This window comes from Legionella cardiaca (assembly GCF_029026145.1).
Lineage (GTDB): Bacteria > Pseudomonadota > Gammaproteobacteria > Legionellales > Legionellaceae > Tatlockia > Tatlockia cardiaca.
In genome coordinates this window covers 2,246,179-2,262,065 of the sequence record NZ_CP119078.1, presented here as the reverse complement: position 1 = coordinate 2,262,065, position 15,887 = coordinate 2,246,179, and the positions used below count along the sequence as shown (strand labels likewise).

Below are 15,887 nucleotides of genomic sequence, written 5' to 3'. Positions count from 1 at the left end.
TAAATTCATCTGCTTGCTCTTAAAGACAGTATCTTTTTTATAAAAAAGTTCCCATCAGTAAGTGTCTAAATATATCCTTTAAAATTTTATAAAAATCAAATGGATAGACGGTTTTTGGGTAATTTTACCCATTTCTTATTTTGATCAGTTTGTTCAAAATAATGCGAAACAAAATCTTGCTAATGCTTATTTAACTTTTTTGAGGTCCCTATGCCAATTACAAATTTTGAAACTTTATTAAAAGATGTATTAATGGGGACGATAAAGCTTTAATGCAATGGGAACAATATACAAGGGATGAGCAATTTAATGAAGATGAAATAGAGCAGGCACTCCTGGTTGTTAACCAAACACTAGGTGATATTGATTCACCTCAAAGAAGCCATGATTTGTATTTAAGAGGTTTATGGCATGAAGAAGGGATTGGTGGCGATACGAAATATGATGAAGCCATTAGACTTTTTAATGAAGCTATCGAACTAGGGAATGCTAATGCAATGAATGCACGTGGTTATATGCATCTGTATGGTTTAGGTGGTGAAGTAGATTACCTCAACGCTATTAAGCTTTTGGAAAAGGCCATTTGGCTAGGTAATGCTAGTGCAATGAATAATCGTGGTTATATGCATATTGAAGGCTTAGGTGATAGGAGTAACTATCCCGCAGCCATTAAGCTTTTGGAAAAGGCCATTGGACTAGGAAATGCCAGCGCAATGACTAATCGTGGTTATATGTATGAGGTTGGCCTAGGTGGCGAGAGAAATTATGATGAAGCGATTAAGCTTTATGATGAGGCTATTGAACTGGGGAGTTCTTTTGCGATTTACAATCGCATTCATATGCATGAGCAGGGTTTAGGCGGCGACGTAAATTATCCACAAATTGTTTGTTTATATAAAAAATTACCGGAAAGCAGAAAAAGTCGAATAGATATTTTTAGAATAATGCTTGCTGATTTAAAGAGTGATGAATTAAATAAATTATGTGCAAAAATAGATGAGATGATTCAATATGGAAGTGATCTTGAACATGATAAAGCATTCAAAGTGTTGGCTCATGCTTACGACTTAAAGGATAAATTGGAGCTTTTTCTTTTGAATTCTTATGAGAAAAAACCAAGCCATGAAGAAGTGTCCATGTTTAAAGAAGAGTTTACCCAATTACTTCATAGCAAAGACAAAGAAATGGAGGCGCATAGAGAGGCGTGGAAACCCATCATTGTCAATATTCTCATTGCATTTACTGGAATTGGATTTGTAGCACTGCTTGCGAAAGTAGCAGCACATGCTATTGCAAGTTATAGCAATAAAACCAATTTTTCTTTAAATAGAGCGTGTTTCTTTGCTAAAACACATTCACAAACCTTGATTGAAGAAATTGAGCAAGCAAATGATTGGACTATTATTGCAGGCAGTGGAAGTAGCATTTGAGAATCTGAATCGATAATAGCGTAATCCTATACGAAGAAGTTTGACGCTAAATTAAATTAGCCAGGTGTCGCGAACAAGTCGTTGTATCTGGCTGTGGGCTCTGAAGAATAGATTATTAAAAATATATCTTCGTCAAGACTGTTTTTTTATTTTTTATTTGTTAATATGTTCGACCGCAGATCTGTTTTTGTAATTTACTACGACCTGTGGATATTTATTCAATCAATCCGTTATTCTTTCCTTCTTTTTCCCTGCGGCTATACCTGCTGTCCCTTTACTGGAAAGGACTAACTATTATTTATTTGGAAAGAATCTAACTTTTCTTATCCACAAAATCTGTGGATAAATCTGTGCATACCTTGTCAAATACCTTAAAGATTTAGTAGTTAGATAGGTGTTTAGGAATGCTTCAACCTATTATTGGAATTTATGTTAGAGCTACGCTATGACTGCATTTAATCTTAATAGCTATACTGAGAAAGCTTTCAGCCAATTCATACTGGAGGGAACCTGCGTTGAGAACATTGAGTTTCAAAATTGCCAATTTAAGGAGTGTAAATTTCTTGGGGTTACTTTCAGCAAAGTTAAATTTACTGACTGCGATTTTGAGTCCTGTGATCTCTCGCTGTCAAAATTTCCAGGGTGTAAATTTTCAGAAGTCTCATTTAAACATTCTAAACTCGCGGGAATAAATTGGACCGAATTGAGCTGGCCATTGGTAAAACTTACAAGCCCGCTTTATTTTTATGAAAGCAATCTCAGCCATTCGAGCTTTTTTGGACTTATACTTTCTGATTTAATTATGGAAGGTTGCAAGGCTCATGATATTGATTTTAGAGAAGCCAATTTGAATCATGCGAGCTTTGTAGGAACTGATTTACAAAATAGTTTGTTCATGCATACAAATTTAAAGCAGGCTGATTTCACAAATGCCATCAATTACAGCATAGATATTCACTGTAACACGGTAACCAAAGCAAATTTTTCCTTTCCAGAGGTTATTGCCTTGTTAAATCATTTAGATATAAAAATTAGTGGCTGGCCTAATGAAGATAAAATATAAAAATTAATATATTGGCTAATCAGCATTGCAGAAATTGCTAACTCATCCCATATAGATAATGTAAATCCTCTTCTTGCTCGAAATCAGAAGTATTAAGATCAGTTACCCTTGAGAGAGGTATAAATTCAGGTAATTGACGAGAGATAACACCGATAAGTCGATTATTTTGGTCATATACTTCTTCAGTACCAGGTATTTTTAAAGTTTCTCTTTTAGTAGAAATAATATCCGGCTTTTTATAAAAGAAAGTATTATTTTCTGTATTTTTCTTGGGCATATATTTCTGTTAGGTTATGCAGCATAATCAATAAGCGCGATATTATTATAAATTTAAAAACAAGTATATTTATTGAATTGGATGACATTTGAGTTTTTAAAATGTCATCATGTTTATAATAAAAACACCTATTTCAAAATTTGCGCTATTCTTAGTATTGTACAGTCTTTGTTATAGGAAAAATTATGAAAAAGTCTCAAAAATCCTCAAAAAAACAAAACAAAGAAAAAATACAAGAAGAAAATCTGAAGAATATTTCTGGAGGTAGTGGGTCTACACAAGGGAGATTTGGCAATCCCTTTCCAGGGCTTTCTGGTAATCCAACTCGAAGAAGATAAGCTGGGCTTCATATAAAATTACTGTTTTATGTGAATTTGAAGACAGTAAAATCACCGCTTGATCAGAAAAAAATATTCTCCAATATCTGAGTGGGTATAATCTTTAAGCAAAAATCGGTAAACTAGGCCACTTTTATCTTTTTAGTAGTCAATATGCCTAAACGAACTGATATTCAATCCATTCTTATTCTTGGTGCAGGTCCCATTGTCATTGGTCAGGCTTGTGAATTTGACTACTCAGGAACCCAGGCAGTTCGTGCTCTGAAAGAAGAGGGCTATCGTGTAATCCTGGTTAATTCTAACCCGGCAACCATTATGACTGATCCTGAGCTTGCTGATGCCACTTATATCGAACCTATTCAGTGGCAAGAAGTAGCACGTATTATTGAGAAAGAGCGTCCTGATGCTCTCTTACCAACGATGGGTGGACAAACAGCACTGAACTGCGCTTTAGATTTGGTACGCGAAGGAGTACTGGCTAAATTTTCAGTTGAAATGATCGGCGCTACGCGTGAAGCGATTGATAAAGCTGAAGATCGCGAAAAATTTCGACAATTGATGAAAAAAATTGGTTTGGAAATGCCTCGCTCGGCGATTGCTCATAGCCTTGAAGAGGCCTTTCAGGTGCAAGCACAATTAGGCTTCCCTGCAATTATTCGTCCTTCATTTACGATGGGAGGAAGCGGCGGCGGTATTGCTTATAACCGCGAAGAATTTGAAGAAATATGTTCACGTGGTTTGGAATTATCCCCTACGCATGAGTTATTAATTGATGAGTCAGTGCTTGGGTGGAAAGAGTATGAAATGGAAGTGGTGCGTGATAAAAATGATAATTGTATTATTGTTTGTACTATTGAAAATTTCGACCCTATGGGCGTGCATACTGGCGATTCGATTACGGTGGCACCGGCCCAGACATTAACCGATAAAGAATTCCAACGCATGCGGGATGCGGCTATTAAAGTTTTAAGAGCGGTTGGCGTTGATACTGGAGGCTCCAATGTCCAGTTTGCTGTGAATCCTGAAGATGGGCGTATGCTGGTCGTAGAAATGAATCCGCGTGTATCGCGTAGCTCTGCTTTAGCGTCCAAAGCAACAGGTTTTCCTATCGCTAAAATTGCTGCAAAACTGGCAGTGGGTTATACCCTTGATGAGCTTGATAATGAAATAACTGGTGGTAAGACACCCGCGTCATTTGAGCCGAGCATCGATTACGTAGTGACCAAAATCCCTCGCTTCAATTTTGATAAGTTCCCGCAAACATCAAAAACGCTAACGACACAAATGAAGTCCGTGGGAGAAGTCATGGCCATTGGTGCTAATTTCCAGGAGTCCTTGCAAAAAGCAATTCGCGGCCTGGAAATTGGTCGTTCAGGATTAGAACCTTTGTTTAAGAGAAATGGAGATATGGCACGCCTGCGTGGACATTTGCGTGAGCCAACACCTGATAGGTTATGGTACATTGCCGATGCATTTCGACACGATTTATCACTCGAGGAAATCCATCAGGAAAGTAAAATAGACCCTTGGTTCTTAATGCAAATTCAAGAATTAATTTTGTTAGAAAATACCATTCAAGGGCAATCAATTCATGAGATTGATAAGTTAACAATGCGACAATTTAAACGTCGCGGATTCTCTGACGCTTATATTGCTCATCTGGTTTATTGCAGTGAAGAACAAGTTAGAGCACACCGTTTGGAGTTAGGGGTTACGCCGGTTTATAAGCGCATTGACTCTTGTGCGGGTGAATTCCCGAGCGATACAGCCTATCTGTATTCTTGCTATGAGACCACTTGCGAAGCGAATCCTAAGACAGATAAGAAAAAAGTCATGATCTTAGGTGGTGGACCTAATCGCATTGGTCAGGGAATTGAATTTGATTATTGTTGTGTACATGCTGCTATGGCCCTAAGAGAATCTGGCTATCAAACCATTATGGTGAATTGCAATCCCGAGACTGTTTCTACCGATTTTGATACGTCTGATCGCTTATACTTCGAACCTGTAACACTTGAAGATGTGTTATCTATTGTTGCTGTTGAGAAGCCTGAGGGGGTAATTGTTCATTACGGCGGTCAAACACCACTAAAATTAGCTCGTGAACTTGAAGCAAATGGTGTCAAGATCATTGGCACTTCTCCTGATGCTATTGATCAAGCCGAAGATAGAGAGCGTTTTCAAAAACTGGTGACAGAACTTAACTTACATCAGCCAGCAAATGGTACGGTACGCAGCGAAGCTGAAGCTATCGAGTTGGCAAAACGTATTGGATATCCTCTGGTTGTAAGACCTTCCTATGTTCTTGGCGGCAGGGCAATGGAAGTTGTTTACCAGGAAGAAGATTTGCGCCATTACTTGTCCTATGCAGTGGCAGTTTCTAATGATTCACCTGTTTTACTGGATAAATTTTTAAACGATGCAATTGAAGTTGATATTGATGCAGTCTGTGATGGGGAAGATGTTTTAATAGGCGGCATCATGGAGCATATTGAGCAAGCGGGAGTTCACTCCGGTGATTCCGCCTGTACTTTGCCACCATTTAGCCTGAGCGTTGTTGTGCAACAGGACTTAATGGAACAAATTCGCCAAATGGCATTAAAATTGGGAGTAGTTGGTTTGATTAATGCCCAGTTTGCAATACAGGCTGATGATATCTATGTTCTTGAGGTTAACCCGAGAGCTTCGCGTACTGTTCCTTTTGTTTCTAAAGCGACAGGGCTGCCACTTGCAAAAATTGCCGCGCGCTGCAAGGTTGGCCAAAGTTTGAAACAACAGGGTTTAAGCATGCATTATCCAATGCCGGCATTTTACTCAATCAAGCTGCCAGTATTTCCTTTTATTAAATTTTCCGGGGTTGATTCCATTTTAGGCCCTGAAATGAAGTCAACCGGTGAAGTTATGGGTATTGCTAGACGCTTCGGACAAGCTTATGCTAAAGCACAATTAGGTGCGAGTTGTAACATCGTAAAACGACGACGAGCTTTTGTATCCGTGCGTGATGCTGATAAAGCACGTGTGGGCGAAATCGTGAAGCGCTTAATTCAATTAGGATTTGAGATTATCGCAACTCGAGGCACAGCACTGGTGTTACAAGCAGCAGGTATTGATTGCCGACGAGTATTTAAAGTGGCTGAGGGAAGGCCTCATGTGGTAGATTTTATTAAAAATAATGAAATTGATTTCATTGTAAATACCACAGAAGGCAAACAAGCAATAGCTGACTCGTTTGCTATCAGACGCAATGCATTACAGCATAAGGTTAGTTATACTACCACCTTATCTGGAGCAGAGGCTGCGTGTTTGGCTATGAAATATGAGGATCGAGAAACAGTGACTCGATTACAAGATTTACACTAGAGGTGGATATGCAAAAGCATCCAATGACAATCCAAGGCGCAGAGGCGCTGAAAAATGAGTTGCATCGTTTAAAAGTAGTAGAGCGACCGCGAATCATTGAGGCAATAGCAACTGCCCGTGCACATGGTGATTTAAAAGAGAATGCTGAATATCATGCTGCGCGTGAACAACAAAGTTTCAATGAAGGACGGATCAAGGAATTAGAGGCGAAGCTTTCCAATGCGCAAATCGTTGATATTAGCAAATTACCAAACAATGGAAAGGTTGTTTTTGGTTCAACCGTTCACATCTGCCATTTAGAAACTGATGCTCAAATTAGTTATCAAATCGTGGGCGAGGACGAAGCAGATATTAAAGTTAATAAAATTTCTTACAGTTCCCCTATCGGTCGAGCGTTAATTGGAAAATTGGTTGATGATACGGTTGTTGTGCAAACACCGGGTGGGCCAGTTGAATACGAAATTGTTGGGGTCGATTACGAATAACCTATTAAAATCAGATACACTTCCTAGGCACCAAATCAATTGTGCCTAGGTTTCAATAAATTAATCGTTTTGCTTCCTTCCTAGCAAGCGCATAGGTTTGCCGCTCATGATATATTCTTCAATAAACTCAAGACTTAGATTTTTAGTTTCTGGCATGTATACATAAGTATAAATAAACCCCAATAAGCAAATAAATGCATACATCAGAAAAGTATATTCTATTCCCAGTAGATGAAACAAAATGGGGAAACTAAAGACCACAATACCATTAAAGCCCCAATTACTAACTGATGATAATCCCATTCCGGCACCACGAACATGCAAAGGGAAAATCTCAGCCATAGCAATGTAAGGAATAGGTCCAAGACTAATTGCAAAAGAGATAATATAAAGAGTCAGACAGCTAACTGATAAATAGGCTAACCAGGCTACCTTATGGTAAGAGAAGATTCCTATAATTGCCAAACTTAAACAAGTACCGGCAAAACCAAATAGCAGTAATTTTCGTCGTCCAACCTTGTCCACGTACATGACGGCCAGAATCGTGATAAGCATATTTACCAGACCAATGCCCATGGTCGCGAGAATTTGTCCTGAAGCACTGGAGAAGCCTAAATTTTTAAAAATTTCTGGCGCGTAGTAAATAATGACATTAATACCACTTAATTGTTGCAGGCAAAACAGCATAACCCCGAGGATTAATACAGGGAGCAAGGGTTTTTTTAACAGTAAACGCCAGCTACTTTGTTTGGGTTCGTGAGATAAAGTGGTTTCAATTTCCGTTAATTCTTGCTCAACCTGCTCTCCTTTACGTAGTTTTTTGAGAGCATCGGTGGCTTCTTTTCGTTTACCCTCACTTAAAAGCCAGCGTGGGGATTCAGGCAAAAACATGACACCAATAACAAGAATTAGCGCTGGTATCATACTAGAGGCAAACATCTCTCTCCAGGAGCCGCGATCAATTAGAAGAAAGTTAACCGTGTAAGCACAAACAATTCCAATGGTAATTGCCAGCTGGTAAATGGCAACCATTGCTCCACGAAGATGAGCAGGTGCCGTTTCAGCTAAATACAAGGGTGTGGTTACTGCAGCAACACCTATAGCAATTCCCAAGATGAAACGGGCGACAATCAAGACCCATTCAAAATCAGCAAAAGTAGCACCCAGGGCCCCTATAAAAAAAAGAAACCCTGCAAAGGACAGACACCGTCTTCGACCTAAATGTTTAACTACGCGAGACGCAAGTAATGAACCAATAAGCATTGAGCCAAATAGGGCACCAAAGGGAAGAGCAGAGGTCATCATTCCAATTGATGTATGGGACATTTGAAAGTATTGTTTAATCAGCTCAAGAGAACCCGCAATAATCCCTTCATCGTAGCCAAATAAAAAACCTGCCACAGAACCAATAATTGCAACCAGCCAAGCCATATTGGACGTCCTTAATGTAATTAATTAAAAAATTTTTGTCCACCAATAAAATTGGTAAATCTCCTCCTATACTTAACTTACAATCAAGTGTAATTGCAAGTGAAACCATAATGTTAGTTACTGGAAAACTGATGGTGGATATGTTGGCACTACTGGCGCCGAAGCATTACTACGGTCGTCGCGTGATGACTTTAATTCCCGAACTTGCTTGTTTCATTGCTGAAAATTACCAACTACAGCAAACATTGGCTAATCTTGCTGAAAAAACCGATTTCGTAACGACTCATCAATTGCATTGGTCTCAACTGAATAAAAATGAAAAGAAGGTTATTAATAGTTTTTTTGATTATCTTTATTTTACTTCACCACAATTTTTAAAGGATGCAGGGTGACGGATAAAATTTATGATTGCTGTATTGTTGGTACAGGTGCTGCAGGTGGTATTCTCGCTCATCGTCTGGCTATGGCGGGTCTAGAGGTGGTCTCTGTTGAACAAGGTGATGCGCTTGCAGTGGATTATTTTACGGACAAAAATCCACCAGGAATCAAAAAATGGTATGGCATAAAACCTAAAACCACTTTTCCACCTCAAGTTGCGGATGCCTTATTCATTCATGATTTGTTTGCTGATTATCGCAGTCGTTCAAGCAGTAAACAATCAGAAGCGGTATTTCGTCAATTTCAGATTTATGCACTCAGTGGATTACAGAATTTATGGAATGCCGTGTCAGTTCGTTTTAGTGAAGAGGACTTATCCCCTTGGCCTATTAGCTATAATGACCTGGCTCCCCATTACTCAGCTGTGGAAAAGCGTATCAAGGTTTGTGGGAGCCAAGAGGGTATTCCGGAATTACCTGATGGCGAATATATTCCGCATAAACCACTTCGCCCTGCAGATCATTTGATAGTTAATGCCGTTAAGCGTCTGAATTGGCCGGGTTGCCATGCTATACCCAATCGTAAAGCTATTGAAACAAGGGTTGAGAAGTCAAACCATTGTATAAGCACGGGAATTTGTACATTTGGTTGCCCCACTGGTGCTGTCTATAAGTTTTCCGCCAGATTGTTACCAGAAATTCAAAATTTGCCTAACTACACGTTGATTCTAAATGCCAAAGTAGTACGCTTAATTCGCAATGAGCAAAATAATGAGATTAATTCTCTTGAGTATCTTTGCCTTAAATCGAAGGAAAGAAAAAAACTTCATGCACGCCTATTTATACTGAGTGCTGGTGCGATTGAAACCCCTCGTATTTTATTTAACTCCCATGACACCAGCTATCAGCAAGGTTTAGCTAATCAAAGCGGCACTCTAGGGCAATATCTTCAAGATAACCCCAAAGTAGTTCAGGCAACTTCCCTATACAAGTTATGGTTTAGCAAACGTCCGGCTGACATTGGTTATGGTGATTTGCTAATTTTAACAGGTCAGGCGTCTATCAAAAAGCAAGAATCATTTCGTTTTATTGGGCACTCAATATCGGCACCCCCTGACGTGCCTTATTATCTCTCTGATATACGATGGGTACCTAGAACGTTGCGTCCTTTTATCGTTAAGATGATGTTTCACTCTTTTGTAACATTGGGATTATTCTGTGAGGGGGACTTAATGGCCTCTAACTGTGTCACCCCTTCAAAAGAAGTTGATTGTTATGGTGTACCACAAGTCGATATACATTATAGCAGTTCAGCAACGACAATAGCCCGCATGAAAAAAATGGCGGAATTTGGACGTAAAGTATTACGGCGAGCTTCAGCAACTCATATCGTTGAAGATTTTAGTAATGACGGCACTGGAATTCATTATGCTGGTACTTGTCGAATGGGATTAAACGAGAATCTTGCTATTGTTGATGCAAACCTCAAAACCTTTGAACATAATAATTTATATCTTTGCGATGGGGGAGTAATCCCTCATTTGCCCGATAAACATTTGACACTAACTATTATGGCTTTAGCTGACCGATTGGCAAGTCATCTAATTCGTGAGCTTGGGACAAAAGGAGATTGAAATGAGCGAAGAAAAACCAGTGAGAACAATACCTTTGCCCTGGGAGTTTCCTGGCGCCCACTGGATTAACGAAGAAGAACATCGTTTGGTGAATGAAGTCATTGCCGCCCATAGTCCTTTTCGTTATTACGGCCCTGATTTGCAACATATGGTGGAACGATTAGAGGCATCATTTTGCAAGCAAATAGGGGTTAATTTTGCTTTAGGGGTTAATTCTGGAACGGCTGCTTTACATATTGTTTTGGCTGCATTTGGAGTAGGGCCCGGTGATGAGGTATTAGTCCCTGGCTATATGTGGGTCAGTTGCCTTTCAGCAATCGTGAGACTTGGTGCGATTCCAATTCTCGTAGATATTGATGCAACGTTCTGTATGGACCCTAAAGACTTGGAACAGAAAATAAGTTCTCGCTCAAAAGCTATTTTATGCGTCCACATGAGTGGAGCATCCGGTTATATCGATAAAATTGTCGAACTTGCAACCAAACATCACCTTTATTTACTGGAGGATTGTGCTCAGGCAGCCGGCGCATTCTATCATGGGAAACCCCTTGGTAGTTTTGGCGATGCCGCTATTTTCAGTTTTCAGCTCAACAAAAATATGACCAGTGGTGAAGGTGGGATGATTGTCTGTAAAGATCAAAATCTTTATCAGCGCTGTTTTGCTATTCACGATTTAGGATACCCTCGAAATGATGCAGGACGTCTTGATACCCAACATGAAGCATTTCAACTGTGGGGTATAGGTGCGCGAATGTCTGAACTGACTGCTGCATTCGCCTTAGCCCAACTAAGTAAACTTAGTGCAATTACGAAATCAATGCGTACATCAAAATGGCGAATACGTGATGCTCTCAATAATATTGAAGGGCTATCTTTTCGTGAAATTCCTTCACCAGCAGGCGACTCAGGCCCATTTCTTATTACGGTCTATCCAACCCAGTCTTTATGTCACGATTTTACCGAAAAATTGCGACATCTTGGCATTAAAGGTCAGCCTGGAAGTTTAGCTTGTATTACCATGCGGGAATGGGGATTACATTGGTATTTTAATAATGCCAGTCTGGTTCATAAGCGTGCTCTAAGTGAGGATGGTTTTCCCTGGACTCATCCAAAAAATGATTTTTCTCGGGAAGTTAGTTATCAACGAGGCACTTTACCCATGTGTGATGACATGCACGAGCGAGCAGCTTTGCTGACTATTGCTTCTAATTTATCGGATGAAGATTGTGAAGAAATTATAAAGGCATTTAAGATTGCTGCTAAACAGGTTCTGGCATGAGAAGAAACATAAAGAGGGCAAATTGGTACTTATTAGGAATATTTGCAATCGCTGTTGTTTCAGGAATTTTGGTTGGTTATGGAACAGCAGTTATTGCTGGTGCGCTACCTCTTATCCAGGCGCAACTAAGTCTGGATGCATGGCATCAAGGCTTATTGGTTGCCATAGTTTTAATTGGAGGCTTTATTGGTTCACTACTATGTGGACCCATTATTAATGTTTCAGGACATAAAAAAACATTCCTGTTAGTAGCGATAATTTTTATTGTTGGCTGTCTATGGAGTGCTTGGGTAGATACTTTCTGGCCATTGTTTTATGCGCGACTCTTAACCGGGTTGGCTATTGGTATGGCGACTGTTGTAGGCCCCATGTATGTTGCTGAAACTTCCCCTCAAGATTTGCGTGGTTTTTTAGTTGGCAGTGTACAGTTGGCGATTACTATTGGTATTTTGTTGGCTTATTTAAGTAATTATTATTTTGCAGCGACAAGTAATTGGCCTTCCATGTTCGCTATTGGAGTTTTTCCCGCATTTGCTTTATTGATTATTATTTACCTGCAACCGGAAAGTCCACGTTGGCTATTATTAAAAAATCGCGTAGAAGAAGCAAAAACAGTATTTAGGGAGCTGCATGGGATAGCTTGGGGAATCGCTGAATCGACAACGGTTAATCCGGAAATACCGACCTCAATGAAAGCACTGATAAACCCCTTAATTTTGCCAGTTGTCTTATTCGCATCAGGTCTATTTTTTTTTCAAAATTTAAGTGGTATTGATGCCATTTTGTATTACGCTCCAGCCATTTTTCAGCAAAGTGGATTTAGAAGTTTGCAGGGCAGCTTACAAATTGCCATTTTGCTGGGGATTATTAATATTGTTGCGACTTTATTATCAATGTGGTTACTGGATCATGTGGGACGCAGGCCAATTCTTGTTTATGGATTATTATTGATGAGTTTAAGTCTAGTTGGATTTAGTTTATTACAGCATTATGTGGTTATTTATCCTGCAATAAAATGGCTCTTGGCTTTTATGCTTTTAGTATTTGTGGCTTCTTTTGCTTTAAGCATGGGACCTATTCCTTATGTTCTTATGTCAGAACTTTTTCCAACACAATTAAGAACGTCAGGAATGGCTATTGCTTCAGCAACTGCCTGGGGAGTAAACGCGCTGGTAACCTTTGCCTATCCCTTAGTGGTAGAAACTATAGGTATTAGTCGATTATTCCTCGGTTTTGCTTTTGTTTGTATGCTGGCGTGGATTATAAGTATAATTTTTTGTCCAGAAACTAAAAATCAATCATTGGAAGATATCGAAGCAAGACTTCAGGCTGGAGTGGGGATACGACAACTAGGAGGTTAATAAGACAGCAAAGCTCTCTTATTAACCTTATAAGAATCATTAAGGCAAATGATAAAAAGGATTGGGTAATTTAAAGCCCTTTTGCATATACCCTCCTTCGATGTCGCTATATTGATCACCGATAGAGGCAACAATTGTATAGCCTTGTTTCGTAATAGATTCTCTAGCCTTTGTTTTAAATGGTTTGATAGAGGATTGATTATAACTGTCTGGGCGAAGGTAAAGACCGCACCAATTTTTAAATCCTGCACGTAGGAGATTTGTTCTTGTTGCATTTAACTCAGACATTCTTCTCCCGGTAACAAAAAAGACTCGCACGCCATTTTTGCGGGCATCATTATAAAGTGCCAGCATGGGGAGAATAGCAGGTGAGTTCGCCGCTAATATTTCTTGATGAATCAGATTAGTATCACCAACAAAGTCACGCTTAATCATTTTGTCGTAATTACTGATACTGGTTTCGTCAATATCAAGAACAATCGCTAGCTTTTTTGGATGAACCTGACGCTTATTGATGGTTGCTTGTTTGATAATATAATCATGGGCCTCGGCAATAACTTTGGCCAATTCTTTTTCATAAAGGCCCGAATCGTGGTAACTCTTAATTTCTGTCTTAAGTAGACTTAAATTATTGGGTTCACTAAAGGAGGGAAAGGTAAAAATTAATAGGCAACTTCCGGCGAGTAAAGTTTTAATGATGGCTTTAATGGTTCCTTTCATTATTAGTCCGCAGATTCTTAAAAAATGGGTTAATATTTTACCCTAAAAAATATGCTTGTCAATTAGTCAACTTGCTTATGTATTGCATTTCCTCAATAAAGCTGCTATTTTTCAAGGTTCACTTTTGCAAATACCTGTCTTTAAGAACGCAATCGTGCTCCAGGTGAAAGCACTCTCTTTTCTTTAGAGAATATTATGTCTCAGCCATTAATTAATATTACGCGAAAACAGGCATTAATTTTTGCTTGCTTTTTAGTTCTTTATGAATTTTTAACCTACATTGCTAACGATATGATTATGCCTGGCATGGTTCAGGTTGTTAATTCTTTTCACGGACCAGAATCTGCAATTGCCACGTCGTTAACTGCCTATATTTTAGGTGGAGCCAGTCTGCAATTATTTCTCGGTCCTATATCCGATCGGTATGGTCGTCGTCCAGTCATGATATTTGGCGCTATATTTTTTGTTATATGTACTATATTAATTGCTTGCTCAAATTCGATTGATCAATTTCTTTTAGCGCGATTTTTCCAGGGAATGGGGCTTTGTTTTATAACCGTTATTGGTTATGCAACATTGCAAGAAATTTTTGCAGAAATGGATGCCGTTAGATTAATTGCCATTATGGCAAATGCGGCCATATTAGCGCCTTTAATTGGTCCCCTATTAGGTGCAATATTTGTTCATTATTTTAGTTGGCGCTTTATTTTTGTCATTATTGGCGCGTTTGCTCTTTTCGCATTATGGGGATTATGGCGTTATATGCCGGAGCCTGTAGGTCAAATTAAGCATAATGGTGAAGAAATTAAGCGGATTTCTCTATCGCCAAGAGTTGTCGCGCAAAATTATAAAAATTTAATAGCAAATCCTTCGGTATTTTTTGGGTCAGCGGCATTAGGGCTTGTTGGTTTACCCTGCATTGTATGGATTGCTTTAGCCCCTGTTATTTTAATCAAGGATGCTCATTTATCAGTGATAGAGTATGGTGTATGGCAAATACCTCTATTTGGAGCAAGTATTGCCGGCAACTGGTTTTTACAACGTCTGACACACAAAGGTTCACTTAAGAAAATTTTACTTATAGGATCAATGCTTGTCGTATTGAGTCTTTTGCTGGTGTTAATTCTGCCTTTGTTAATTAGCGATTATTTTTTATGGCTAATGCCTGGATTGATTGTTTATTTTTTTGGTTTAGGCGTTGTTGCTGCGCCACTAAGCAGACTAATTCTTTTTTCTACACCGGTTGGCAAAGGGACCACCTCCGCTTTTATGAGCATGTTGGGCATGCTTATTCAGGCAGTAGGTATTGAAATAGCTAACTATTTGTATGCTACACACAATAATATACTTTTCGGTCTTTACTGTGCACTCGCAGGTATTATCTATCTTCTTCTGCTTGCTGGTACTTTTCTCTTTGCTAAAGAGCAAACGACGTTTATTGAGTGACATGCATTTCTTCTACTTTGTAAAGATCTCGAAAATTTCTCTTTTTAATTTAGCTTCAGTGTAATGAGCTCAAAGAACCGAGGTGTATAAAGGACTAATAGCGGATATAACCATTTATCTAAAAATAAAAAAATGTTAATAATCAGCATTTATAACTAAAATTGATTAAATTTTGACTGTCTATACTTAAGTTTGTCTATATTAGACAAAAATTAAGGAGACTATTATGAACAGGGATGAAAACCAACGTACAAATCAAAGTCAGCAAAACCAACACGGCCAACAAGGTCAAAGAATGGGTCAAAACCAGGATGAAAAGAAACAAGCTCCTGGCCAAGGTGGTCAAAAACAAGGTCAGCAACCTGGCCAAGGCCAACAAGGAGGCGGCCACTCCGATCAAGGAACTAATCGCTAATACTTTTGACCACTAGACGGCTAGCCGTCTAGTGGTTGCTTATTTTCTGCAAAAATGATCAAACGCAATTTCAATACATCAATTTCTAAGCATAATTAATTCAATTCTTGAACATCGTTACTGGTGTTATTCGACCTAGCTCATCTTAAGTCGAGGTGTAATTAAAATGATTAAATTGGTTAAAGTTTGTCATGTGGCAAATGGTGGGCTATAATTAAAGCGTGGGAAGATGGAGCTGCTGCTCTTATCTTTCTGCTGCAAAAACCACCTG

14 protein-coding genes and 1 pseudogene are annotated in these 15,887 nt (G+C 39.0%); 12 read left to right on the top strand and 3 right to left on the bottom strand.

The window, feature by feature from the left end; genetic code table 11:
* Window positions 1-272 precede the first annotated feature (272 nt).
* The 3 genes and pseudogenes from PXX05_RS09635 (at window position 273) to PXX05_RS15150 (ending at window position 2,493) form a co-directional block, all read left to right on the top strand.
* Complete coding sequence (locus PXX05_RS09635) at window positions 273-1,430, top strand: tetratricopeptide repeat protein (RefSeq protein WP_275088015.1); 1,158 nt, start codon at window positions 273-275, stop codon at window positions 1,428-1,430.
* 445 nt (window positions 1,431-1,875) lie between these two features.
* Window positions 1,876-2,031: pseudogene (locus PXX05_RS15155) on the top strand (pentapeptide repeat-containing protein); the annotation flags it as partial.
* A gap of 201 nt (window positions 2,032-2,232) precedes the next feature.
* Window positions 2,233-2,493, top strand: coding sequence for a pentapeptide repeat-containing protein (locus PXX05_RS15150; protein ID WP_420844648.1), 261 nt, complete (start codon window positions 2,233-2,235; stop codon window positions 2,491-2,493).
* 37 nt (window positions 2,494-2,530) lie between these two features.
* On the opposite strand, the gene PXX05_RS09625 is transcribed toward PXX05_RS15150, so the two are convergent.
* Window positions 2,531-2,770, bottom strand: a complete 240-nt coding sequence (locus PXX05_RS09625; protein ID WP_275088013.1) for a hypothetical protein — start codon at window positions 2,768-2,770, stop codon at window positions 2,531-2,533.
* Between the two features lie 185 nt (window positions 2,771-2,955).
* Here PXX05_RS09625 and PXX05_RS09620 point away from each other — a divergent pair, with 185 nt between their 5' ends.
* The 3 genes from PXX05_RS09620 (at window position 2,956) to greA (ending at window position 6,953) form a co-directional block, all read left to right on the top strand.
* Window positions 2,956-3,108 (top strand): hypothetical protein, encoded by a 153-nt coding sequence (locus tag PXX05_RS09620; protein WP_275088012.1) that lies wholly within the window; start codon window positions 2,956-2,958, stop codon window positions 3,106-3,108.
* A 153-nt stretch (window positions 3,109-3,261) separates the two neighbouring features.
* Entirely contained in the window at window positions 3,262-6,468 is a 3,207-nt protein-coding gene (gene carB / locus PXX05_RS09615) for a carbamoyl-phosphate synthase large subunit (RefSeq protein ID WP_275088011.1), read from the top strand.
* Window positions 6,469-6,476: 8 nt separating this feature from the next.
* Complete coding sequence (greA, locus tag PXX05_RS09610; protein ID WP_275088010.1) at window positions 6,477-6,953, top strand: transcription elongation factor GreA; 477 nt, start codon at window positions 6,477-6,479, stop codon at window positions 6,951-6,953.
* Between the two features lie 60 nt (window positions 6,954-7,013).
* On the opposite strand, the gene PXX05_RS09605 is transcribed toward greA, so the two are convergent.
* Window positions 7,014-8,384 (bottom strand): sugar porter family MFS transporter, encoded by a 1,371-nt coding sequence (locus PXX05_RS09605; RefSeq protein ID WP_275088009.1) that lies wholly within the window; start codon window positions 8,382-8,384, stop codon window positions 7,014-7,016.
* A gap of 35 nt (window positions 8,385-8,419) precedes the next feature.
* Here PXX05_RS09605 and PXX05_RS09600 point away from each other — a divergent pair, with 35 nt between their 5' ends.
* The 4 genes from PXX05_RS09600 to PXX05_RS09585 are packed head-to-tail and all read left to right on the top strand — an operon-like array spanning window position 8,420 to window position 13,035.
* The gene (locus PXX05_RS09600) at window positions 8,420-8,776 is read left to right on the top strand and encodes a hypothetical protein (RefSeq protein ID WP_275088008.1); all 357 of its coding nucleotides are present in this window, start codon (window positions 8,420-8,422) and stop codon (window positions 8,774-8,776) included.
* On the top strand, window positions 8,773-10,395 hold the full coding sequence (locus tag PXX05_RS09595) for a GMC oxidoreductase (RefSeq protein WP_275088007.1): 1,623 nt from the start codon (window positions 8,773-8,775) through the stop codon (window positions 10,393-10,395). Before PXX05_RS09600 ends, PXX05_RS09595 begins: the two co-directional genes overlap by 4 nt.
* A 1-nt stretch (window position 10,396) precedes the next feature.
* The gene (locus tag PXX05_RS09590; protein ID WP_275088006.1) at window positions 10,397-11,674 is read left to right on the top strand and encodes a DegT/DnrJ/EryC1/StrS family aminotransferase; all 1,278 of its coding nucleotides are present in this window, start codon (window positions 10,397-10,399) and stop codon (window positions 11,672-11,674) included.
* Entirely contained in the window at window positions 11,671-13,035 is a 1,365-nt protein-coding gene (locus tag PXX05_RS09585; protein WP_275088005.1) for a sugar porter family MFS transporter, read from the top strand. The genes PXX05_RS09590 and PXX05_RS09585 overlap by 4 nt, the downstream gene beginning before the upstream one ends.
* Before the next feature lie 39 nt (window positions 13,036-13,074).
* Here PXX05_RS09585 and PXX05_RS09580 read toward each other — a convergent pair whose 3' ends face one another.
* Window positions 13,075-13,755, bottom strand: coding sequence for an HAD family acid phosphatase (locus PXX05_RS09580; protein ID WP_275088004.1), 681 nt, complete (start codon window positions 13,753-13,755; stop codon window positions 13,075-13,077).
* A 195-nt stretch (window positions 13,756-13,950) separates the two neighbouring features.
* Here PXX05_RS09580 and PXX05_RS09575 point away from each other — a divergent pair, with 195 nt between their 5' ends.
* Window positions 13,951-15,201: an MFS transporter gene (locus PXX05_RS09575; RefSeq protein ID WP_275088003.1), complete on the top strand. Its 1,251-nt coding sequence runs from the start codon at window positions 13,951-13,953 to the stop codon at window positions 15,199-15,201.
* Between the two features lie 226 nt (window positions 15,202-15,427).
* A complete protein-coding gene (locus tag PXX05_RS09570; RefSeq protein ID WP_275088002.1) occupies window positions 15,428-15,616 on the top strand; it encodes a hypothetical protein in 189 nt (62 codons plus the stop codon).
* Window positions 15,617-15,887 lie beyond the last annotated feature (271 nt).